Raw genomic sequence first — 20,868 nt, 5'->3', positions numbered from 1 at the left:
ACCCCCGCGCGGTCACGCAGAGCGTTTCGCCATAGAAGCGCTGCGGCAGGCGCGCGCGGTCATGGATATCGAAATAACGCATCATTCGCGCAGATTAGGCCAGCGTCGCGCCTGTGGCAAGGCCGCGCTTGTCACCCATTTGCCACGAAAGTGCCGGCTGCGATTGAGATGGGGCGAAAAGATGCTATGTTGGGGGAACCCCGGCGCCGGGGGCTATCGGCGCGCGGACCGGAGGATAAAACCCTGTCACAAGACGTCCCGTCGGCCGGTCGGCCGATTTCGACCGCTCAAGGCCACCCTGCAGCGACTGCCGGTCTGGGCAGCGACGACATTCTGGCGCTCGTTCTCTCCTCACTCGAGGATGACAAGGCCGAAGAGATCATCACCATCGACCTGCGCGGTCGCACGGCGATTGCCGATCACATGGTGATCGCGTCGGGCCGCAGCTCGCGTCAGGTGGGTGCCATCGCCGAAAAGCTGGCCGAGCGGGTCAAGCACGCCACCGGCCGCACCCCCCGGATCGAGGGCAAGGATGCCGGAGACTGGGTGCTGATCGACACCGATGACGTGATCGTGCACGTCTTCCGCCCCGAGGTCCGCGATTTCTATCAGCTGGAAAAGATGTGGATGCCCGCCGATGCGCTGGCCCGCGTGCGCGAGCCCGCCCAGCCCTCGGCCTATCAGCCGCAGGACTAGGTCGGGGCCTTCGTCATGCGGATCGACATCGCCGCCGTGGGGCGGCTGAAATCCGGCCCCGAGGCGGCGCTGGTCGCCGATTACCTCGACCGCTTCGCAAAGTCCGGCCGCAGCCTCGGGTTGCCGCCTGTCTCTCTGCACGAGGTCGAGGATCGCCGCGCAGGCACCGTGGCCGCCGAGGCCGAGTTGCTCTCGCGCGTCATCCCGACCGGCGCAGCCATCGTGATGATGGACGAACGCGGCGACCAACCCACCTCGCCCGAATTCGCGGCCCGGCTGGCCGGATGGCGCGATCAGGCGCGCGACGTCTGCTTCGTGATCGGCGGCGCGGACGGGCTGGACCCGGCGCTGCGCGCGCGCGCCGACTGGCAGATCAGCCTTGGCCGCATGGTCTGGCCGCATTTGCTGGTCCGCGTGATGCTGGCCGAGCAGCTTTACCGTGCGGCAACCATCCTGGCGGGCTCGCCCTATCACCGCGCCTGACAGCAGCGCCGAAGGGGGGCCGTCTGCCCCCCCCCGCCGTTCCGGCGACTCCCCCCGAGGATATTGTCATGAAGAAGAAGCGCCACCCGCCTTTCTTCTTCACGCAAATATCCCGGGGGTCCGGGGGCTGGCCCCCGGTCCTTCGGTTGCCGCTGGCCCCCGGGCCGCGTATGACGAACAAAACTGCGAGGCGCCGATGACCAAACCCGTGATCCTGTGCATTCTCGATGGCTGGGGCCTGTCCGACCGTCCGGGGCAAAGCGCGCCCGATCAGGCGGCGACGCCGAATTTCGACCGGCTGATGCGTGATTGTCCCCATGCGACGCTGGTGACCTATGGTCCGGATGTCGGGCTGCCGCGCGGCCAGATGGGCAATTCCGAGGTTGGCCACACCAATATCGGGGCGGGCCGTGTCGTCGCCATGGATCTGGGTCAGATCGACCTGGCCATCGAAGAGGGCAGCTTTGCCCACAACCCGGCTTTGCTGGATTTTGTGGCGCGGCTGCAGGCCTCGGGCGGGACGGCGCATCTGATGGGAGTCATCTCGGATGGGGGGGTGCATGGGCATCTGACCCATATGCTGGCCGCCGCGCGCGCCGTGGCGGGGGCGGGCGTGCCGGTCGTCATCCATGCGATCACCGACGGGCGCGACGTGGCGCCTGATTCGGCGCCGGGCTTTCTGGCCAGCCTGCAGCAGGGCCTGCCCATGGGTGCGCGGATCGGCACCGTCATCGGGCGTTATTACGCCATGGACCGCGACACGCGGTGGGAGCGGGTCGAGCGCGCCTTTCGCGCCATCGTCAGCGCCGAGGGAGAGGCTGCCCCCGACGCCGCCAGAGCCATCGCCACGGCTCATGCACGGGGCGAGATGGACGAGTTCGTCACGCCCTTTGTCATCGACGGCTATGGCGGGGCCAAAGACGGGGACGGGGTGTTCTGCCTCAATTTCCGGGCCGACCGGGCGCGCGAGATCCTGTCGGCTTTGGGCGATCCGGTCTTTGACGGCTTTGATGCGGCCGCGCGCCCGCAATGGGCGGCGATGCTGGGGATGGTCGATTACTCGACCCGCCACGATACCTTCATGACCAGCGCCTATCCCAAGCGGCAGGTGGTCAACACCTTGGGCGCATGGGTGGCCGCCAAGGGCCTGCGCCAGTTCCGGCTGGCCGAGACCGAGAAATATCCGCATGTGACCTTCTTCCTCAATGGCGGCAAGGAAACCCCCGAACCGGGCGAGGATCGCCACATGCCGCAAAGCCCCAAGGTCGCGACCTATGATCTGGCGCCCGAGATGGCCTCGGTCGAGGTCGCCGACAAGCTGGTCGAGGTGATCGGGGCGGGCTATGATCTGATCGTGGTGAATTTCGCCAATCCCGACATGGTGGGTCACACCGGCAGCCTGCAGGCCGCCGCGCGGGCCTGCGAGGCGGTGGACCGGGGGCTCGGCCGGATGCTGGAGGCGCTGGACCGGAGCGGCGGCGCCGCCGTCATCTGCGCCGATCACGGCAATTGCGAACAGATGATCGACCCGGTGACCGGCGGGCCGCATACCGCCCATACGCTGAACCCGGTGCCGGTCATCGTTTATGGCGGGCCGGATGGCACCACTTTGCACGACGGGCGGCTGGCGGATCTGGCGCCGACGGTTCTGGCGCTGATGGGGCTGGACCAGCCCGCCGAGATGACCGGGGAAAGCCTGATCACCCGATGACAATGCGCCTTGTTCTGGCGCTTTGCGCCGCCTTTGCCCCGTCGGCCATGGCGCTGCCCGCTGTCGCGCAGACCAGCCCGGCCAATCAGGCCGTGGCCGATGCCGAGGCCGCCGCCGCCCTGCTGCGCGCCGCCATCGGCCAGCTGGCCGAGGCGGTCAGCGCCGACGATCAGGTCGTGGCCCTGACCGAGGTGATCCGCGGCTACGAGCTTGGCCTGTCCGCTCTGCGCGGCGGCCTGCGTCAGGCCAGCACCCGCGAGGCCGAACTGCGCGCCCGGTTCGAGGCGCAGCGCGGCCAGCTGAGCCGCGTTCTGGGGGCAATGACCGCCCTGCAGCAAAGCCCCGAATCGACCATGCTGCTGCATCCGGCAGGGGCGCTGGCCAATGCCCGCACCGGCATGATCCTGTCCGGTGTCACGCCCGGCCTGCGCGCCGAAGCCGAGGCGCTGCAATCCGATCTGGACGAAATCGCGACCGTGCGCGAATTGCAGGCCAATGCGGCAGGAATGCTGGGATCGGGGCTGGATTCTGTGCAGGAGGCGAGGCGCCTGCTGGCCAGTGCCGTGACCGACCGCAGTTCGATGCCCACGCGCTATGCAGAAGATCCGCAGGAATTGCAGGATCTGCGCGGCGCCGCCCAAAGCCTTGACGATTTCGCCACCGGCATTGCCCGGATGGAAAAGGACGTCGGCCCGCCGATGGATGATTTCGAAGGCGCGCAGGGCAGCCTGCCTTTGCCGGTCGTGGGCACGATCCTGCGGCCCTATGACGAACCCGATGCCGCCGGGGTGGCGCGGCCCGGTTGGGTGATCGCCACCGCCCCTGCGGCACTGGTCCAGACGCCATGGCCTGCGACAATCCGCTATCGCGGGCCCTTCCTGGATTACGGCAATGTGATGATTGTCGAACCCGCGCGCGGCTATCTTATGATCTTTGCAGGCCTGAGTCAGGTCTTTGGAGAAGTGGGCGATGTGCTGAAGGCGGGCGATCCCATAGGGTTGATGGGGGGCGCAGAGGCCCCCGCCCAGGAATTCGGATCGCAATTCGTCACCGATGCCGCAACAGGAGGCGAGGCCGGACGCAGCGAGACGCTGTATCTGGAACTGCGCCGCGGCAATGAAACGCTGGACCCCGCCGACTGGTTCGTGCTGAATCCCGTCGTCGAGCCGCAACAGGACTGAGGCAGAAAGGTCGCCATGAAACATTATCTGATCGCAGGACTGGGGGGCGTTCTGGCCGGGGCACTGGTCACCACGCAGCTGGCCGGCCCCTTGCTGGCACAGGAAACTGGCCGCAGCGCGCCGATCTATGAACAGCTGGAGCTGTTCGGCAATGTGTTCGAACGCATCCGCACCGATTATGTCGAGGCGCCCGACGACAAGGAACTGATCGAGGCGGCGATCAACGGCATGCTGACCTCGCTGGATCCGCATTCGGGCTTTCTGTCGGCCGATGATTATTCCGACATGCAGACGCAGACCCGGGGCAGCTTTGGCGGGCTCGGGATCGAGGTCAGCCAGGAAGAGGGCATGGTCAAGGTCGTGGCCCCCATCGACGACACCCCCGCCGCCAATGCAGGCGTCGAGCCGGGCGATTTCATCACCCATGTAAACGGCGAATCGCTGCTGGGCCTGACGCTGGATCAGGCGGTGGACATGATGCGCGGCCCGGTCGGGTCCGACATCACCATCACCATCCTGCGCGAGGGCGAGAGCGAGCCTTTCGATCTGACCATGGCGCGCGACACGATCAAGCTGACCGTCGTGCGCAGCCGCGTCGAGGGCCATGCCGTCGTGCTGCGCGTCTCGACCTTCAACGACGAGACCTATGACACGCTGGTGACAGAGCTGGAAAAGGCCGTGACCGAGGCCGGTGGCATCGACAAGGTGACCGGATTCGTGCTGGATCTGCGCAACAATCCGGGCGGTCTGCTCAATCAGGCGATCAGCGTGTCGGATGCCTTCCTGGATGCCGGCGAAATCGTCAGCACGCGCGGCCGCAGCGCCGATGAAAGCGAGCGCTGGAATGCCGAGGGCGGCGATCTGGCCGAAGGCAAGCCGATGGTGGTTCTGGTCAATGGCGGCTCGGCCAGTGCGTCGGAAATCGTCGCGGGCGCGCTGCAGGATCATCGCCGCGCGATCGTCGTGGGCGAGAAATCCTTTGGCAAGGGCTCGGTCCAGACAGTCATGCCGGTGACGGCGGACAGCGCGATCCGGCTGACCACGGCGCGGTATTTCACGCCCTCGGGGCGGTCGATTCAGGCGCTTGGCATCCAGCCCGACATTCTGGTCGCCCAGCCCCGCCCCGCACCGACCGAAGACGAGGAGGAATCGCGCACCGAAAGCAGTTTTGATCGGTCCGAGGCCGATCTGCGCGGCGCGCTTGGCAATGATGTCAGCGACGAGGATCGCGAGCAGATGGAGCGCGAGGCCGCCGAGGTCGAGGCGACCGCCGCCCTGCGCGACGAGGATTACCAGCTGGCCTATGCGGTCGATGTCCTCAAGGGGTTGGCCGCGGTCAGCTTCCGCGCCGATCAGGTGCCCGCCGCCGTCACCCCTGCCGTCACCGGCGAAGGGGCGGGCGACGGATCCGAGGATGACGATGCCGCAGATCGGGGCTGAGGTCTTGGAAGACCTGAGCCGGGATGACCGTGTGGGGCCGGGCGGCCTGCCCTATCGCCCCTGCGCGGGGGTGGTGCTGATGAACCAGGACGGGCTGGTCTTTGCGGGCAGGCGCATCGACATGCCCGGCGCCTGGCAGATGCCACAGGGCGGGATCGACGCGGGCGAGACCTCGCGCGAGGCCGCGTTGCGCGAACTGACCGAGGAAACCGGCGTGACACCGGATCTGGTCGAGATCGTGGCCGAGACCGCAGATTGGGTCTATTACGATCTACCGCCCGAGCTGTTGGGCCGGTTCTGGAAAGGCCGGTTCGGCGGGCAGCGGCAGAGATGGCTGCTGCTGCGGTTTCTGGGGCAGGATGCGGATATCCGCATCCAGACCGCGCATCCGGAATTCGACCGCTGGCAATGGATGCCGGCCCCCGCGCTGCTGGAGGGGATCGTGCCGTTCAAGCGGGCGGTCTATGCCGAGGTTCTGGCGGAATTCGAACCGCATCTGGGCTGACGCGCGGCAAAAAGGGGGGCGCTGCCCCCCCCCGTCCTGTCGGCCTTCGCCACTGAAAAAGGTCCACCTGATCATTTTCAGCCGCGACTCAGCCCCGGGATATTTTTGCCAGGATGAATGTCAGGCGGTTGGTGGGCTGTTCCAGCTGTCCTCAAAGATCAGATCGTCCAGCGGCAGGCGCTGGCCCCAGCCTTTGGCCTGCAATTCGGGTTCGGGGTAAAGCTCGGTGACATGGCCGAGGCAGAGATAGGCGACCGGAACGACATGGTCGGGCAGGCGCAGGATGGCGCGCAGATCATCGGGGCGGAAGATGCTGACCCAGCCCACGCCGATCCCCTCGGCCCGGGCGGCCAGCCACAGGTTCTGGACCGCGCAGGCCGTCGAATAGAGATCGGTCGCCGCGTCATGGGTGCGGCCCAGAACCTGCGCCCCGCCGCGGCTGCGGTCGCAGGTGATGCACAGGTTCAGGGGCGATTCCAGAATGCCCTCAAGCTTGAGCGAGGAATAGAGCGCCTTGCGATCGGGAAAGCGACCTGCCGCCTCGGCATTGGCGGACTGAAAGGCCTCGTGCAGGCGCTGGCGGGTAGCGGGCGCGCGGATCAGGATGAAGTTCCACGGCTGCGACAGCCCGACGGACGGCGCGGCATGGGCGGCCTGCAGCAGGCGGCGCAGGGTGGCGGGATCGATGGGGTCGGGCCGGAACTGGCCACGCACATCGCGGCGCAACCGGATGGCGCGATAGACGGCCGCCCGGTCGGCATCGGAAAACGGCCCCGCCGGGGCGAGGCCGTTGATGTCCTTTGTCACCGGCGCAGCTGATCCAGCAGGATCGAGGTCGGATACCCATCGGGCGCCACGCCGATTGATCGCTGGAAGGCCTGCACCGATTCCATCGTGGCTGATCCGAAGAGGCCGTCGATCTCTCCCTGATAGAGGCCGCGTTGGGCCAGACGGCGCTGGATTTCCTCGCGTTCGCCGGTGGACAAAGCGCGGTCGCTGCGTGGCCATGCGCCCTGGATGCCCGGACGGCCCGCGATGCGTTCGGCCAGATAGGCCACGCCAAGCGCGTAATTGTCCGAGTTGTTATAGCGCAGGATCGCCCGGAAATTGTCGCTAATGAAGAAGGCCGGTCCCCGCGCCCCTGCAGGCATGATGATCGAGCCGCTGCCGCCCGGCAGGCCGCCACCGGACATGGTGCGAACGCCCTGCGCCGACCAGTCACTGGCCGAGCGGCGCGTGCTTTTGCCGATCAGCCCCATGTTGAAGTTCGCGGGCAGCCGCACCTCGGCGCCCCAGGGTGCGCCGCGCTGCCAGCCGCTGCGGGCCAGATAGGCGGCGGTCGATGCCAGCGAATCGGTCGGATCGTCCGACCAGATGTCGCGCCGTCCGTCGCCGGTGAAATCGACCGCATATTCCAGATAAGAGGTCGGCATGAACTGGGTGTGACCCATCGCGCCAGCCCAACTGCCCAGCATGTGCTGGGGATCGGTGTCGCCCGCCTGCAGGATCTGCAGCGCCGCGATCAGCTGGTTCTGAAACATCTCGCCGCGCCGCCCGTCATAGGCCAGCGTCGCCAGCGACGGGATGATCTGCATCCGACCGCGATTGGCGCCGAAATTGGATTCCATCCCCCAGACCGCCAGCACGACCTCGCGCGGGACGCCGTATTGCGCCTCGATCCGGGCCAGCACGGGGCCCAGCTCGGCCAGCTTCTGGCGACCGGTGGTGATGCGGACATCGGACACGGCGCTGTCGAGATACAGCCAGACGGGGCGCGAGAACTCGGCCTGACGGCGATCCAGACGGATCACCTCGGGGTTGTAACGGGCCAGCGCCATGGCGCGGTCATAGGTTCCTGTCGAAATGCCCGAGGACAGGGCGCGCGACCGGAACTGCTGGACGAACCGCTGCAGCCCGGCTTCGTCGCCGGGCGATGCCGCGGGGATCGTCGTCGGGGTGATCGAGGATTGCGGTGCGCTTGGCACGCCCGAGGGCATCCGCGACATGGGCGAGGCGCAGGCTGCCAGCGCGCCGATCAGGGTGGTGGACAAGAAAATGCGGGAAAAGCTCATGGGTTCTGCCTGTTCGTGACTGCCGTGGTTTCTTGACCCGGATCGCAAGCGCCCAGGCTGGTTGATTGGCACAACCCTAACCGAACGAATCGGACTTGAATAGGCCGGGGCACGGGCAGGCCCATCGTTTCATCTTGGCACAAATATCCCGGGGGGAGGCCCGGAACGGGGCGGGGGGCAGCGCCCCCTCCCTTTCCTGTTGCGGGACGGGCGCCTGGCGGCAGTGAACGTGCATCCCTTAGTTCAGCAACGCGTCCCGGTCGGCCTCGCCGCCGAACCACGGAACCATCTGGGCGATGATCACCGAATTTTCGGCCAGCGCGCGGTCCATCAGGGCGCGTTCCGCCTCGTCGATCTCGTGGCCCTCGGCCAGCCGTTCGTCCAAAGTGCCGTATCCCGACACGTCCAGGGGGGCCATGTCGGCCTGTTTCAGGATGGCGACGGTTTCGCGCACGGCCTCGCCCTCGTCATGACCGGCGGCATAGCAGACCAGCCCGGCACCGGTCGCACCCTTGGGCAATCCGTCGCCTGCGCGGCGACCCAGTTCGACGACCAGCGTATAGACCTTCATGCGTCACTCCATCGGTTTTGCACTGCCTTTGGCGGGATCGCTCTCCCCCTCGGGCCATTCGGGGGCCTGCCACGCGCGGCCCTTGCAATGGGGGCAGGGCGCGGCAGTGGCGATGATCCCGGCGTCCTCGACGGCGCCGCAAAGGCCACAACATGTCTGGCCGTCCATCGCAAGGGCCTTGTCAGGGATGGGCCCGCCGTTGATCAGGTGATCGGGCGGCAGGAGCGACAGGCCCTGGACGGGATTGCGGCTGCGAAAGACCGACAATCCGCCCCCGGCTTCCAGATAGGCGGCACGGAGTTCGCCAAGATTGGCGATGCCCGCCAGACGCAGCATGGCCTTGATCTCGGCCAGGCCCAGATCGCGCTGCGCGGCGTCGTCGCTGAGGATGCGGCCGTCGCGGACCAGCATGATGGGGCGCCCGTCGATCAGATCCTTGGCCCGGTCGAACCGCACGATCAGCCGGTCGAGCGTCTTGTTGAACACCACCACGGTGGTGATGACCGCCATCGCTGCCAGAATCGGCACGTCGGGATAGAACATCGCATCGCCCACTGCCGAGCCGAGCGCGATGACCAGCAGGAATTCCACCATCGACAACTGCGCCACGCCGCGCCCGCCGATCCAGCGGATCATCAGCAGGGCATAGACATAGATCAGCAGCGTGCGGACGAGGATCTCGGCATAGAAGAGCGGCGGATGATCTCCGATGAACATGCGCGCCAGATCGAAGGGGATGACCGGTTGGTCCATGGGGGGCCTTTCGCGGCCAGAGGGGCTGCCGGGGGCATAACGGCGCGGCCTGTTCGCGGTTCCGGGGGCTGACGGCGGGCTGGGAAGGGGGCGCTGCCCCCCGTCCCGTTCCGGGACGCCCCCCGGGATATTTCGGCCAAGATGAAACGGAAGGCTGGCCGTGAGGTGGCGGGCGAGGCAGGTTGAGGGCAAAACGGAGAGCGGAGTGTCGGATGGGCAGCAGTTTGAAACGGGTCGAGGGGGCACTGGCCGCAGCGGGGGTGGCGGTGCATGTGCTGGAGCTGCCGGGCAGCGCCCGGACCGCCGCCGAGGCGGCTGCGGCTGCGGGTTGTGCGCTGGATCAGATTGCGAAATCGATCATCTTTCACGGGCAGCACAGCGACAGGGTGTTGCTGTTCCTGACGGCGGGGGGCAACCGGGTCGATCCGGACCAGGCGGCGGCGCTGGCAGGTGAGCCCTTGGGCGGGGCGGATGCGGGGCTGATCCGGGGGCGGACGGGTTTTGCCATCGGCGGGGTCGCGCCGGTCGGGCATCTGAGCCCGGTGCGGGCGTTTTTCGATCCGCGTCTGGCGGATTTCGGGCAGGTCTGGGCGGCGGCTGGCACGCCGCGTCATGTTTTTGCCATCGCGCCGGGAACGTTGCTGGCGATCACCGGGGCGGTGACCGGCGATTTCACCGCGTGACCGAGGCCGTCTGAACCGGCCCGTCAGAACAATCTCGTCTGAACCATGCCGTCTGAACCGGGGCGGGTCTGCCGCGTTGATGGGGCGCAACACGAGGAGCAGACCCATGACCCAACCGATGATGACGCTGAATGACGGTCGCCGGATGCCCCAGCTGGGCACCGGCATCTGGCAGATCGCCGATGAGGACACGCCTCTGGTGGTCCGCCGCGCCCTGCAGACCGGATTTCGCCTGATCGACGGGGCCGCCGCCTATGGCAATGAGCGGGGTCTGGGCGAGGGGCTGCGTCAGGCGGATGTGGCGCGCGACGAGGTCTTTGTCACCTCGAAGCTGTGGAACGATGCGCAGGGCCATGATGCCGCGCTGCGCGCCTTTGATGCAACGATGCAGCGGACCGGGCTGGACCATCTGGATCTGTACCTGATCCATTGGCCGCTGCCCGCGCTGGACGCCTTTATCGAGACGTGGAAGGCGCTGATCCGGCTGCGGGACGAGGGGCGCGTGCGGTCCATCGGGGTGGCGAATTTCCATGAGGCGCATCTGACGCGGCTGATCGACGAGACCGGCGTCGTGCCTGCGGTCAACCAGATCGAGCTGCACCCCTCGTTGACCCAAACCGCGATGCGGGCGGTCAATGACGACCTGGGGATCGCGACGCAAAGCTGGACGCCTTTGGGGCGCGGCGACAGTTTCGCGGCAGCAGCGGTGACGGATGCGGCGGCGCGGACCGGGCGCAGCGTGGCGCAGGTGATCCTGCGCTGGCATATCCAGCATGGGCTGTCGGTCATTCCGAAATCCGAAAATCCCGACCGGCTGGCCGAGAATTTCGACGTGCTGAATTTCCAGCTGAGCGATGACGAGATGATCGCCATCGATGCGCTGGACCGGGGTCACCGCACCGGACCCGACCCCGACACGTTCGATTATCGCGGCGCGATCTGACCCAGCAGGCAGCGCATCAGCGGGCTGTCGGGATCGGCCAGCCCGTCGATCACGTCGAAATGGTGGCGGCCCGGTTCGATGACGCATTCGGTCGGCGCCCCCAGTCCCGCCCAGACATCGGCCAAAAGCCGGGCCTGACGGATGAATTCCGGGCGTTCGCTGGCGCCGACCCAGGTGGTGACGGGGATGCCCTGTCGCGGGGTCAGCAAGGCCGGGCTTTCTGACAAGGCCTCGGCCGGGTCGAGGCATAAGGTGTCGTTCAGGGCGGTCCGCAACAGCGGGCGCAGATCGGCAAGCGGCGAGATGGGAACGCAGGCGGCGATGCGCGCGGCCAGCCGGTCGGGCAGCACGCCGTCGCAGATCATGCGGGCGGCCAGATGACCGCCGGCGGAATGGCCGGTCAGCACCACCGGGCCGGGCACGTTAAAGGCGGCCTTGGCGACGGCGCGCGCGATCTCGGTCGTCATCTGGGCGACGCGGGCGCGGGGCGCCAGACGATAGGCCGGGATGGCGCAGGCCCAGCCCATGGCCAGCGCGCCCGCCGCCAGATGCGACCAGACCGAGGGTTCGAACCGCATCCAGTAGCCGCCATGGACAAAGACCATCAGCCCGCGCGGCGTCCCCTCGGGCAGAAACAGATGCCCGCGGCCCAGGGGCAGGGGCCGGTGTCCGGGGCGAAAGGCGGCGGCCTGTCGCGACCAGCGGGGCGGGTAATCCTCCGCCCCCGGAATATGCGCGCCATTGGCATAGGCATCATCCCAATCGGTGATCTGATAGTGCATCGGCGCGCCTCTCTCTTTCCGGCAGCGAAGCGCGCTGATAGCCTTTGCGTCAAGAGGGAGCCTAAAATGTTCGATTTTTCCAAGACCCGCGCCGCCTTTCATCTGCCCGACGGCGTGACCTATCTGGATGGCAATTCCCTGGGCCCGATGCCGCGTGCGGCGCAGGGCCGGGTGGCGGCGATGATGGCCGACGAATGGTCCGAGATGCTGATCGGCGGCTGGAACAAGGCGGGGTGGTATGCCCAGCCCCGCCGCGTGGGCGACCGGATCGCGCGGCTGATCGGCGCCGGCCCGGGCGAGGTGGTGATGGGCGACACGCTGTCCATCAAGGTGTTTCAGGCGCTGAGCGCGGCGCTGGCGTTACGGCCCGACCGGCGGGTGATCCTGTCCGACAGCGGCAATTTCCCCTCGGATCTGTATGTGGCCGAGGGGCTTGCCCGGGCCATGGGGGCAACGCTGCGGGTGGTGGACCCCGGCGATGTCGCACAGGCCATCGGCGACGATCTGGCCGTTCTGATGCTGACCGAGGTGGATTACCGCACCGGCAGGCGCCACGATATGGCGGACCTGACGGCGCGGGCACATCGGGCGGGCGCGCTGGCCCTGTGGGATCTGGCCCATTCGGCGGGGGCGGTCGATGTCGATCTGACCGGTGCGGATGCCGATTTCGCAGTCGGCTGCACTTATAAATACCTCAATGGCGGGCCGGGGGCGCCGGCCTTCATCTGGACCCATCCGCGCCATGCGGCAGCGGCGCAGCCGATTCTGCAGGGATGGATGGGCCATGCCGCGCCCTTTGCCTTCGATGCCGAATACCGCCCCGCCCCGGGGATCGAGAGGATGCGGGTCGGCACGCCTCCGGTGATCGCGCTGGCCGCGTTGGAGGCCGCGCTGGACGTGTGGGACGATCTGTCGCTGTCCGATCTTCGGGCGCAGTCGATCCGGCTGACGCAAGCCTTCATCGCCGGGGTCGAGGCCGCCTGCCCGGAGCTTGTCCTGAACTCTCCGCGCGATCCGCAGGGCCGGGGATCGCAGGTCAGTTTCCGCCATCCACAGGCCTATGCGGTCATGCAGGCGCTGATCGCGGCAGGGGTGGTGGGTGATTTCCGCGCGCCCGATGTGCTGCGTTTCGGCTTTGCGCCGCTGTATAACGACCTGGCGGATGTGGAGCGTGCCGTGGGCGTGCTGGCCCGGATCGTGCACGACGGCAGCTGGGATCGGGCGGAATTTCATCAAAAAGCTGATGTGACCTAAAGGAAGGGGTCTTTTCAACCCTCGCGAAAGCGCCGACATATCGGGGTGAAGAAGTCGCAGGTTCCGCACATGTTCAAGCTGGCTGTCGTCGCGTTGCTGTCGGGTGCGCTGCCTGCGCTGGCGCAGATGCCGCCCGATCCCCCTCGGGATCTGGGCGTGCGGATCGTCACGGTCCGATCGGAACCTCTGGTTCTGGACATGCAGCTGTCGGGTCAGATCGAGGCCGTGGACACGCTGCAGTTGGGTTTCCGGCAGGGCGGGCGCGTGACCGAGGTTCTGGTGGACGAAGGCGACCGGGTCGTGCCGGGCCAGCCCCTGGCGCGGCTGAATGCGGTCCAGCAGGATCAATCGCTGAACGTGGCCATGGCCGGGCTGGCCGCCGCACGGGCCGGGGCCGAACAGGCCCGTCAGGCGCGGGCGCGGGCCGATGGGTTGCTGGCGCGCGGGGTCGGCACACGCGCCGCCGCCGATCAGGCCGAACAGGCGCTGTCTCAGGCGCAGGGCGCGTTGCAGGCGGCGGAATCCGCTGTCGAACAGGCCCGCCGCGCACTGGACGACGCCGTTCTGCGCGCCCCTGCCGATGCGGTGGTGACCCAAAAGACGCTGGCACCGGGGCAGGTCGTCTCGGCGGCGCAGCCGGTGATCACGCTGGCCGCGCTGTCGGGGCTGGAGGCGGTGTTCCGCGTCGCCGACGATCCGGCGCTGCGCGACATTCTGGGCCGCCGGATCCGGCTGGACACGCTGGATATCGCGTTGCCCGACATGACCGGCACGGTTTTCGAGGTCGCGCCGCTGGTCGATCCGCAGACCGGCACCGTGACCGTGCATGCCCGCATCGATGCCGGGCTGGACGAGGCGCAGCGGGGCACCGGGCTGCTGGGCGCCTCGGTCCGGGGGCATCTGCAGCTGGAACGCGATGCGGGGATCGTCGTGCCCTGGACCGCGCTGATGCGGCAGGGCGATGATCCGGCGGTCTGGGTCGTGGATCAGGACGACCGCGTGTCCCTGACCCCGGTCCGCATCGCGCATTTCGGCGATGGCACGATCTATGTGTCCGAAGGGCTGACGGACGGGCAGCGCGTCGTGGGCGACGGATCGCAGCTGCTGTATCCGGGACGCCGCGTCCGCGCGGCCGGGGGGGATCAGCCATGAGGCGGGCATGGATCGCGGCGCTGGTGCTGGCGCTGTCGGCGGGGCCGGGGCTGGCCCTCGGGCTGCCCGAATGGCTGCGCTTTGGCGTCGAGGCGCAGCAGACCGCAGGCCCGCCCCGGCCGGTGGTCAGCGTGATCGTCGCTGACGGGCGCGCGGATGCCCGCTGGATCCCCGGCATGGTCGAGGCGCGCACGCAGGTCCAGTTGGGGTTCCAGACCCTGGGCCGGATGATCGCGCGGCCCGTCGATCTGGGCGATCAGGTCACGCGCGGTCAGCTGTTGGCGCAGCTGTCCACCGACGATCTGGCCGCCACCACCCGCGCCGCGCGCGCCGCATTGGACAGCGCGCTGGTGCAAGACCGCACCGCCCGGGCCACGCTGGATCGCACGCAGGCGCTGTCGGCGCGCAACGTCGCCTCGGATGCGCAGCTGGAACAGGCCCAGCAGGTCGCCAGCGCGGCCTCGGCGGCGGTCGAACAGGCGCGTTCGGAACTGGCGCAGGCCGAGGATGCCGAAGGCTTTGCCCGCATGACCGCGCCGTTCGACGGGGTGATCAGCGCGGTTTACGAAACGCAGGGCGCGGTGGTCGGCGCAGGGGCACCGGTGGTGCAGCTGTCCGCCAGGGACACGCCCGAGGTGGTGATCGCCCTGCCCGAACAGGCGCTGATCGGGGTCAGCCCCGGCGCCGCCTTCACCGTCTGGCACCGCAACGATCCGGACACCCGGATCGCCGCCACGCTGGACCGCATCGATCCCATCGCCGACAGCGCCACGCGCACCCGGCGCCTGTATCTGACCCTGCCGGCCGACGCGCCCTTTCGCCTTGGCGCGCTGGTCCGTGCCAGCTTTGGCACCGATGATGCGCCGGTCCTGTCCTTGCCCGCCGAGGCGCTGATGCCGGGCGATCAGGGCAGCACCGTCTGGCGCGTCACCCGTGGCCCGGACGGCAGTGCGCAAGTCGACCGGGTCGCGGTTCAGGCGGCGGCGCCCTTCCGGGGCCGGGTGTCCATCACCGCCGGGCTGACGGCGGGCGACGAGATCGTGATCCGGGGCGTCCTGTCGCTGGAACCGGGCCAACCCGTCGGCCGGAGGCTGGAGCCATGACCAGATTCAACCTGTCGGACTGGGCGCTGAAGCATCGCAGCTTCGTGTGGTTCCTGCTGATCGTGTCGATGATCGCGGGCACGATCAGCTATCTCAATCTGGGGCGCGAGGAAGACCCCGATTTCACCATCAAGACGATGATCATCGCCGCGGCCCTGCCCGGCGCCACCACGGACGAGACGCTGAAGCAGGTCACCACCCGGATCGAGACCAAACTGGAGGAGCTGGACGAGCTGGACTTTACCCGCTCGGTCACCGGGCCGGGACAGGCGGTTGTCTATGTCGAGCTGGACCCCACCATCCGCGGCCCTGCCGTCCCCGATGTCTGGAAACGCGTGCGCGAGATGATGGCCGACATCCGCCCCGAATTTCCACAGGAATTCGCGGGTTTTCAGTTCAACGACAATTTCGGCGACGTCTTCGGCAACATCTATGCCTTCACCTCGGACGGGTTCACGCCGCGCGAATTGCGCGACCGGGTCGAGGCGATCCGACGGCAGGTCGCGGCACTGGATGCGGCGGGCAAGACCGAATTGCTGGGCGTGCAGGATGAACAGATTTTTCTGGAATTCTCGGCCGCCCGGCTGGCGGCGCTTGGCCTGAACGAACAGCAGGTCATCGCCACGCTGGCCCAGCAGAACGCCATCGCCCCCTCGGGGGTGATCGAGGCGGGGCCGGAACGCATTCTGGTCCGCGTCGGCGGCCAGTTCGACGATGCCGATGCGATCGAGGCCGTGAACCTGCGCGTGGGCCAGCGGTTCTTCAATCTGGGCGATGTGGCGACGGTCACGCGCGGCTATCGCGACCCGCCGACATCGCTGTTCCGCTATGACGGTCAGCCCGCCATCGGGTTGCAGGTGGGCATGCGCAAGGGCGACAACATCCTCGATTTCGGGACCGAGCTGGACGGTCTGATGACCCGCATCGCCGCCGATCTGCCGATCGGCATCCAGATGCACAAGATCGCCGATCAGCCCCATGTCGTGGACGAGGCCGTCGGCCATTTCGTCACCGCACTGGCCGAGGCCGTGGCCATCGTGCTGATCGTCAGCTTCATCAGCCTTGGCCTGCGGGCCGGGCTGGTGGTGACGCTGACGATCCCGCTGTGCCTGGCAATCACCTTCGTGATCCTCGATCTGTACGGCATCACCTTGCAGCGCATCTCGCTTGGGGCGCTGATCATCGCGCTTGGGCTGCTGGTCGATGATGCGATGATCGCGATCGAGACGATGATCTCGCGGCTGGAAATCGGCGAAAGCCTGACCAAGGCGGCCAGCTATGCCTGGACCTCGATCGCCTTTCCGATGCTGACGGGCACGCTGGTGACAGTCGCGGGCTTCATTCCCATCGGGCTGAACAGCTCGGCCGCGGGGGAATTCACCTTTTCGCTGTTCGTGGTCATCGCGGTGTCGCTGGTCGTGTCCTGGATCGTGGCGGTGCTGTTCGCGCCGCTTCTGGGCGTGACCTTCCTGCGCTCTGACATGGGCCAGCATGCCAAGGGGCCGGGACCGCTGCGGCGCGGCTTTCACCGCCTGCTTCTGGGGGCGATGCGGCTGAAATGGCTGACCATCGCGGTGACGCTGGCGATCTTTGCGACCTCGGTCTGGGGGATGCGGTTCGTCGAACAGCAGTTCTTCCCGACCTCGGACCGGACCGAGGTGCTGGTCGATATCACCGAACGCCAGAATGCCACGATCGCGCGCACCCGCGCCACGATGGACCGGCTGGAAGGCGCGCTGGCAGGCCATGACGACGTGCTGTTCTGGACGTCTTATGTGGGGCAGGGGGCGCCGCGTTTCGTTCTGTCGATGGATGTGCCGACCGCGGGTCCGCATATGGGCCAGATCGTGATCCAGACCCCCGATCTGGAGGCCCGCGACCGGGTCAAGGCGCAGCTGAATGCGCTTGCCGCCACCGAATTTCCCGGCACCGACATCTATGTCAAGAACCTCGAGATCGGCCCACCGGTGGGCAAGCCGGTGCAATACCGCGTCTCGGCCCCAGATGCCGATGCGGCCCGTGACGCCGCGCAGGGTCTGGCATCGCTGATGGCGTCCGAGCCGCGCCTGCGCGACATCGCGCTGGACTGGAACGAACCGGCCCGTATGGTCCGCCTGCAGGTCGATCAGGATCAGGCCCGCCAGTTGGGCGTGACCAGCGCCGATATCTCGCAGGCACTGTCGGCGCTGTTCAGCGGGGCCGAGGTGACGCAGCTGCGCGACGATATCTTCCTGATCGACGTGGTGGCGCGGGGTGCTGCGACCGACCGGCAGTCCATCGGCTCGATCCGCAACCTGCAGCTGGATCTGCCCGACGGGCAGAACGTCCCGCTCTCGGCGCTGGTGACGCTGGAATATGGATCCGAACAGCCGCTGATCCTGCAACGGAACGGCCTGCCCACGGTGACGGTCAAGGCCGCCATCGCCACTGCCGACCAGCCCGCCACGCTGGTGACCGCGCTGGCCGCGACGGTGGCCGACTATCAGGCGGGCCTGCCCGCCGATGTCCGGGTCGAGGTCGGCGGCTCGGTCGAAAGCTCTGCCGACAGTCAGGCGCCGATCGCAGCGGTGGTCCCGGTGATGCTGCTGATCATGGCGGTGCTGGTCATGGCGCAGATGCAAAGCTTCCGCCTGACGCTGGTCGTCTTTGCCGCAGCGCCTCTGGGATTGATCGGCGTCGTTGCGGTGCTGGTGCCCTTCGGCGTGCCGATGGGCTTCGTGGCGATCCTGGGCATCCTTGCGCTGATCGGCATCCTGATCCGCAACTCGGTCATCCTCGTCCACGAGATTCAGGAGCTTCTCCACAAAGGCCGCGACCAATGGCAAGCGGTGTTCGAGGCCTCGGACAGCCGCGCCCGGCCGATCCTGCTGACCGCCGCCGCCGCCTCTCTGGCGCTGATCCCGATCTCGCGGCAGGTCTTCTGGGGGCCGATGGCCTATGCCATGATGGGCGGCATCATCGCCGGCACCCTGATCACCCTTCTCTTCGTCCCGGCCCTCTATTGCGCCGTCTTCCGCGTCCGCCCCCCCAAAGCCGAACGCCCTTCTTCTTCATGAAAATATCCCGCGGGGGGTCGCCGGCTGGTGCGCCACTGGTTCGAGGACCAGCCGGCGACGGGGGCGCGAAGCCCCCCGGCACTCGCGGGACGCAACCCTTACTCGGCAGCCGCGCGCCGCGGCAGCACCCAATCGGGCCGCGGGAAATGGCAGGTATAGCCATTGGGGATCCGCTCCAGATAATCCTGATGCTCGGGCTCGGCTTCCCAGAAATCGCCCACCGGCTCGACCTCGGTGACGACGCGACCCGGCCAGATGCCCGAGGCGTTCACATCCGCAATCGTGTCCAGCGCCACCTGCCGTTGCGCCTCGTCTTCATAATAGATGGCGGACCGATAGCCGGGGCCGCGATCATTGCCCTGCCGGTTCAGCGTGGTGGGGTCGTGGATCTGGAAAAAGAACTCCAGCAACCGGCGATAGGTGATCAGGTCGGGGTCAAAGATGATCTCGATCGCCTCGGCATGGGTGCCGTGGTTGCGATAGGTGGCATGGGCCACATCGCCGCCGCTATAGCCCACACGGGTGGACACCACGCCGGGCATGCGCCGGATCAGATCCTGCATCCCCCAGAAACAGCCGCCTGCCAGAACTGCGCGCTCGGTCATGATCCGCCCTCCGTCACTTGTGCCAGATAATCGCCATAGCCCTCGGCCTCCATCCGGTCCTTGGGCACGAAGCGCAGCGAGGCCGAATTGATGCAATAGCGCAGGCCACCCGCCTCGCGCGGACCGTCCGGGAACACATGGCCCAGATGGCTGTCGCTGTTGGTGGACCGGACCTCGACCCGCATCATGCCATGGCTGACATCGCGATGCTCGGTCACATGGCCCTCGACGGGCTTGGTGAATGCGGGCCAGCCGCAGCCGCTGTCATATTTCGCCCCGCTGACGAACAGCGGTTCGCCCGAGACGATGTCGACATACAGGCCCGGTTCGAAATGATGGTCGTATTCGCCGGTAAAGGCCCGTTCGGTGCCGTTTTCCTGGGTGACGCGATATTGCTCCGGCGTCAGCCGGTCGATCGCGTCGGGGGTTTTCTGATAGGCCAAATGATCCTCCACGGTTCGGTGGTCTGGTCCCCTATATGGGAAGCGGACCACCGGTTCGCAAAGGTCACAGGCGCGAAACGGCCTCTTTCGCCGCGACATATTCGGCGGCCAGCCGATCGATGCGCGCGCCTGCCGGCTCCACCTCCCGCACTGCGCCGATCCCCTGACCCGCGCCCCAGATCGTGGACCACGCCTTGGGCTTCGACGAACCGTCGCCGAAATTCATCGCACGCGCATCCGCCGCCGCCAGAGCCTCCGGATCCAGCCCCGCCCGGCGGATCGAGGGCGCCAGATAATTGCCCGACACGCCAGTGAACAGCGACGAGGCGACGATGTCCATCGCCCCCGAATCGACGATCATCTGCTTATAGGCCGGGTCGGCCTGCGCCTCGGTCGTGGCGATGAAGGGGCTGCCGATATAGGCCAGATCCGCCCCCATCACCTGCGCCGCCAGCACCGCCCGGCCCGTCGCGATCGACCCCGACAGCAGCAGCGGGCCATCCCACCAGTCGCGGATTTCCTGGATTAGCGCAAAGGGCGATTGCGGCCCGGCGTGACCGCCCGCCCCTGCCGCCACCGCGATCAGCCCGTCAGCGCCCTTCTCGATGGCCTTTTTCGCAAAGCCATTGTTGATCACGTCATGCAGCGCGATGCCGCCGCAATCATGGGCGGCCTGATTGACCTCGACCCGCGCGCCAAGCGAGGTGATCCAGATCGCCACCTTGTGGCGGTGGCAGATCTCGATATCGCGTTCCAGCCGGGCATTGCTGCGATGCACGATCTGGTTGACGGCAAAGGGCGCTGCCGGGTGGTCGGGATGGGACTGGTTGTGGCGGTCCAGTTCTTCCTCGATGCGGGTCAGCCATGCGTCCAGCAACGGCGGCTCGCCGTCCTTTTCGCGGGCGTTCAGGGCAGGAAAGCTGCCGACGATGCCCGCCTTGCACTGCGCAATGACCAGATCAGGCCCCGAGACGATGAACATGGGCGAGGCGATGACCGGGATTCGCAGGCCCTGCAGGATCGGTGGCAGCATGGGGTTCCTCCCTTGGATTCAACGCCCACGATGCCGCGCGCAGGGGGCATGGGCAAGCCGTGACGCGGCGACAGGCCGGGCGCTTCACTGGCCGGGACGGTCAAGGTGTTAGCTGCGCGTCCCATCCGCATATCGAGGGCCGGTAAGCGACAGCGACAGCGCCTCGACATCGACCGACCCGTTCGCAAGCAAGGGCAGCTGGACCTGATCGGCCAGGGCCGATGTGGAGATGGTCAGCCAGAATGCCGCGATCAATCGGTGCATGGATGTGTCGCCCGTCTATGGCAGATGCGCCGCCAGATTAGCGGATGCCCTGAAACAGGCCAAGGCCGCTGCGGACGGGGCGGGGGGCAAAGACAAAGGCCCCGGATCGCTCCGGGGCCTTTGGGATCAGTGGAGGGG

Annotated in this window: 21 protein-coding genes; 12 read left to right on the top strand and 9 right to left on the bottom strand. The window is 67.5% G+C overall.

The genetic code is table 11. From position 1 onward, the window contains the following. Positions 1–186: 186 nt before the first annotated feature. The 6 genes from rsfS (at position 187) to EG885_RS12105 (ending at position 6,016) form a co-directional block, all read left to right on the top strand. Positions 187–696, top strand: coding sequence for a ribosome silencing factor (rsfS, locus tag EG885_RS12130; RefSeq protein ID WP_131574863.1), 510 nt, complete (start codon positions 187–189; stop codon positions 694–696). A gap of 15 nt (positions 697–711) precedes the next feature. Further along, positions 712–1,179, top strand: coding sequence for a 23S rRNA (pseudouridine(1915)-N(3))-methyltransferase RlmH (gene rlmH, locus EG885_RS12125; RefSeq protein WP_131574861.1), 468 nt, complete (start codon positions 712–714; stop codon positions 1,177–1,179). A 196-nt stretch (positions 1,180–1,375) separates the two neighbouring features. Beyond that, entirely contained in the window at positions 1,376–2,890 is a 1,515-nt protein-coding gene (gene gpmI / locus EG885_RS12120; protein WP_131574859.1) for a 2,3-bisphosphoglycerate-independent phosphoglycerate mutase, read from the top strand. Beyond that, entirely contained in the window at positions 2,887–4,071 is a 1,185-nt protein-coding gene (locus EG885_RS12115) for a murein hydrolase activator EnvC family protein (protein ID WP_131574857.1), read from the top strand. Before gpmI ends, EG885_RS12115 begins: the two co-directional genes overlap by 4 nt. A 15-nt stretch (positions 4,072–4,086) precedes the next feature. Then, positions 4,087–5,511 (top strand): S41 family peptidase, encoded by a 1,425-nt coding sequence (locus EG885_RS12110; protein WP_131574854.1) that lies wholly within the window; start codon positions 4,087–4,089, stop codon positions 5,509–5,511. Beyond that, on the top strand, positions 5,492–6,016 hold the full coding sequence (locus EG885_RS12105) for an RNA pyrophosphohydrolase (protein WP_131574919.1): 525 nt from the start codon (positions 5,492–5,494) through the stop codon (positions 6,014–6,016). Before EG885_RS12110 ends, EG885_RS12105 begins: the two co-directional genes overlap by 20 nt. Before the next feature lie 120 nt (positions 6,017–6,136). Here EG885_RS12105 and bluB read toward each other — a convergent pair whose 3' ends face one another. The 4 genes from bluB to EG885_RS12085 all read right to left on the bottom strand — a co-directional run bounded on the left by bluB (position 6,137) and on the right by EG885_RS12085 (position 9,412). Next, a complete protein-coding gene (gene bluB, locus EG885_RS12100) occupies positions 6,137–6,823 on the bottom strand; it encodes a 5,6-dimethylbenzimidazole synthase (protein WP_242679631.1) in 687 nt (228 codons plus the stop codon). Beyond that, entirely contained in the window at positions 6,820–8,088 is a 1,269-nt protein-coding gene (locus tag EG885_RS23300; RefSeq protein WP_131574850.1) for a lytic murein transglycosylase, read from the bottom strand. Before EG885_RS23300 ends, bluB begins: the two co-directional genes overlap by 4 nt. A gap of 238 nt (positions 8,089–8,326) precedes the next feature. Further along, positions 8,327–8,659: a hypothetical protein gene (locus EG885_RS12090; RefSeq protein ID WP_131574848.1), complete on the bottom strand. Its 333-nt coding sequence runs from the start codon at positions 8,657–8,659 to the stop codon at positions 8,327–8,329. A gap of 3 nt (positions 8,660–8,662) precedes the next feature. Continuing rightward, positions 8,663–9,412 (bottom strand): DUF421 domain-containing protein, encoded by a 750-nt coding sequence (locus EG885_RS12085; protein ID WP_131574846.1) that lies wholly within the window; start codon positions 9,410–9,412, stop codon positions 8,663–8,665. 212 nt (positions 9,413–9,624) lie between these two features. Between EG885_RS12085 and EG885_RS12080 the strand changes: the two genes are divergently transcribed. Together EG885_RS12080 and EG885_RS12075 are read left to right on the top strand one after the other, a co-directional pair. Then, positions 9,625–10,095 carry a YbaK/EbsC family protein gene (locus EG885_RS12080; protein WP_131574844.1) on the top strand — a complete coding sequence of 157 codons (471 nt, stop codon included), beginning with the start codon at positions 9,625–9,627 and terminating at the stop codon, positions 10,093–10,095. A gap of 106 nt (positions 10,096–10,201) precedes the next feature. Next, positions 10,202–11,038 carry an aldo/keto reductase gene (locus EG885_RS12075; protein ID WP_131574841.1) on the top strand — a complete coding sequence of 279 codons (837 nt, stop codon included), beginning with the start codon at positions 10,202–10,204 and terminating at the stop codon, positions 11,036–11,038. Here EG885_RS12075 and EG885_RS12070 read toward each other — a convergent pair. Next, positions 11,020–11,820 (bottom strand): alpha/beta hydrolase, encoded by an 801-nt coding sequence (locus EG885_RS12070; protein ID WP_131574839.1) that lies wholly within the window; start codon positions 11,818–11,820, stop codon positions 11,020–11,022. The genes EG885_RS12075 and EG885_RS12070 overlap by 19 nt on opposite strands. 66 nt (positions 11,821–11,886) lie before the next feature. Here EG885_RS12070 and kynU point away from each other — a divergent pair, with 66 nt between their 5' ends. The 4 genes from kynU to EG885_RS12050 all read left to right on the top strand — a co-directional run bounded on the left by kynU (position 11,887) and on the right by EG885_RS12050 (position 18,385). Beyond that, on the top strand, positions 11,887–13,074 hold the full coding sequence (gene kynU / locus EG885_RS12065) for a kynureninase (protein WP_131574836.1): 1,188 nt from the start codon (positions 11,887–11,889) through the stop codon (positions 13,072–13,074). A 69-nt stretch (positions 13,075–13,143) separates the two neighbouring features. After that, positions 13,144–14,226, top strand: a complete 1,083-nt coding sequence (locus EG885_RS12060) for an efflux RND transporter periplasmic adaptor subunit (protein WP_131574834.1) — start codon at positions 13,144–13,146, stop codon at positions 14,224–14,226. Continuing rightward, entirely contained in the window at positions 14,223–15,329 is a 1,107-nt protein-coding gene (locus EG885_RS12055; protein ID WP_131574832.1) for an efflux RND transporter periplasmic adaptor subunit, read from the top strand. Before EG885_RS12060 ends, EG885_RS12055 begins: the two co-directional genes overlap by 4 nt. Next, positions 15,326–18,385 (top strand): efflux RND transporter permease subunit, encoded by a 3,060-nt coding sequence (locus EG885_RS12050; protein ID WP_131574829.1) that lies wholly within the window; start codon positions 15,326–15,328, stop codon positions 18,383–18,385. Before EG885_RS12055 ends, EG885_RS12050 begins: the two co-directional genes overlap by 4 nt. 98 nt (positions 18,386–18,483) lie before the next feature. Here EG885_RS12050 and msrA read toward each other — a convergent pair whose 3' ends face one another. From msrA to EG885_RS22730, 4 genes are all read right to left on the bottom strand, one after another. Beyond that, positions 18,484–18,990, bottom strand: a complete 507-nt coding sequence (gene msrA, locus EG885_RS12045) for a peptide-methionine (S)-S-oxide reductase MsrA (RefSeq protein ID WP_131574827.1) — start codon at positions 18,988–18,990, stop codon at positions 18,484–18,486. Then, positions 18,987–19,433, bottom strand: a complete 447-nt coding sequence (gene msrB / locus EG885_RS12040) for a peptide-methionine (R)-S-oxide reductase MsrB (protein ID WP_131574825.1) — start codon at positions 19,431–19,433, stop codon at positions 18,987–18,989. The genes msrA and msrB overlap by 4 nt, the downstream gene beginning before the upstream one ends. Positions 19,434–19,497: 64 nt before the next feature. After that, positions 19,498–20,466, bottom strand: a complete 969-nt coding sequence (locus EG885_RS12035) for an NAD(P)H-dependent flavin oxidoreductase (RefSeq protein ID WP_131574822.1) — start codon at positions 20,464–20,466, stop codon at positions 19,498–19,500. Positions 20,467–20,574: 108 nt separating this feature from the next. Further along, the gene (locus tag EG885_RS22730) at positions 20,575–20,730 is read right to left on the bottom strand and encodes a hypothetical protein (RefSeq protein ID WP_165571125.1); all 156 of its coding nucleotides are present in this window, start codon (positions 20,728–20,730) and stop codon (positions 20,575–20,577) included. Positions 20,731–20,868 lie beyond the last annotated feature (138 nt).

Source organism: Paracoccus nototheniae, from assembly GCF_004335005.1.
Classification (GTDB): Bacteria; Pseudomonadota; Alphaproteobacteria; order Rhodobacterales; family Rhodobacteraceae; genus Paracoccus; species Paracoccus nototheniae.
Note: the sequence above shows the minus strand (reverse complement) of the source record. Positions and strands in the feature narration are given on the sequence as shown.

Excerpts from the sequence above, each read along its gene's own strand:
- EG885_RS12115 (WP_131574857.1), top strand. The coding sequence starts at position 2,887 with ATGACAATGCGCCTTGTTCTGGCGCTTTGCGCCGCCTTTGCCCCGTCG.
- EG885_RS23300 (WP_131574850.1), bottom strand. The coding sequence starts at position 8,088 with ATGAGCTTTTCCCGCATTTTCTTGTCCACCACCCTGATCGGCGCGCTG.
- EG885_RS12055 (WP_131574832.1), top strand. The coding sequence starts at position 14,223 with ATGAGGCGGGCATGGATCGCGGCGCTGGTGCTGGCGCTGTCGGCGGGG.
- EG885_RS12050 (WP_131574829.1), top strand. The coding sequence starts at position 15,326 with ATGACCAGATTCAACCTGTCGGACTGGGCGCTGAAGCATCGCAGCTTC.
- EG885_RS12090 (WP_131574848.1), bottom strand. The coding sequence starts at position 8,659 with ATGAAGGTCTATACGCTGGTCGTCGAACTGGGTCGCCGCGCAGGCGAC.
- EG885_RS12105 (WP_131574919.1), top strand. The coding sequence starts at position 5,492 with ATGCCGCAGATCGGGGCTGAGGTCTTGGAAGACCTGAGCCGGGATGAC.
- gpmI (WP_131574859.1), top strand. The coding sequence starts at position 1,376 with ATGACCAAACCCGTGATCCTGTGCATTCTCGATGGCTGGGGCCTGTCC.
- EG885_RS12110 (WP_131574854.1), top strand. The coding sequence starts at position 4,087 with ATGAAACATTATCTGATCGCAGGACTGGGGGGCGTTCTGGCCGGGGCA.
- msrA (WP_131574827.1), bottom strand. The coding sequence starts at position 18,990 with ATGACCGAGCGCGCAGTTCTGGCAGGCGGCTGTTTCTGGGGGATGCAG.
- EG885_RS12075 (WP_131574841.1), top strand. The coding sequence starts at position 10,202 with ATGACCCAACCGATGATGACGCTGAATGACGGTCGCCGGATGCCCCAG.
- rsfS (WP_131574863.1), top strand. The coding sequence starts at position 187 with ATGTTGGGGGAACCCCGGCGCCGGGGGCTATCGGCGCGCGGACCGGAG.
- kynU (WP_131574836.1), top strand. The coding sequence starts at position 11,887 with ATGTTCGATTTTTCCAAGACCCGCGCCGCCTTTCATCTGCCCGACGGC.
- rlmH (WP_131574861.1), top strand. The coding sequence starts at position 712 with ATGCGGATCGACATCGCCGCCGTGGGGCGGCTGAAATCCGGCCCCGAG.
- EG885_RS12085 (WP_131574846.1), bottom strand. The coding sequence starts at position 9,412 with ATGGACCAACCGGTCATCCCCTTCGATCTGGCGCGCATGTTCATCGGA.
- EG885_RS22730 (WP_165571125.1), bottom strand. The coding sequence starts at position 20,730 with ATGCACCGATTGATCGCGGCATTCTGGCTGACCATCTCCACATCGGCC.
- EG885_RS12060 (WP_131574834.1), top strand. The coding sequence starts at position 13,144 with ATGTTCAAGCTGGCTGTCGTCGCGTTGCTGTCGGGTGCGCTGCCTGCG.
- EG885_RS12070 (WP_131574839.1), bottom strand. The coding sequence starts at position 11,820 with ATGCACTATCAGATCACCGATTGGGATGATGCCTATGCCAATGGCGCG.
- EG885_RS12035 (WP_131574822.1), bottom strand. The coding sequence starts at position 20,466 with ATGCTGCCACCGATCCTGCAGGGCCTGCGAATCCCGGTCATCGCCTCG.
- EG885_RS12080 (WP_131574844.1), top strand. The coding sequence starts at position 9,625 with ATGGGCAGCAGTTTGAAACGGGTCGAGGGGGCACTGGCCGCAGCGGGG.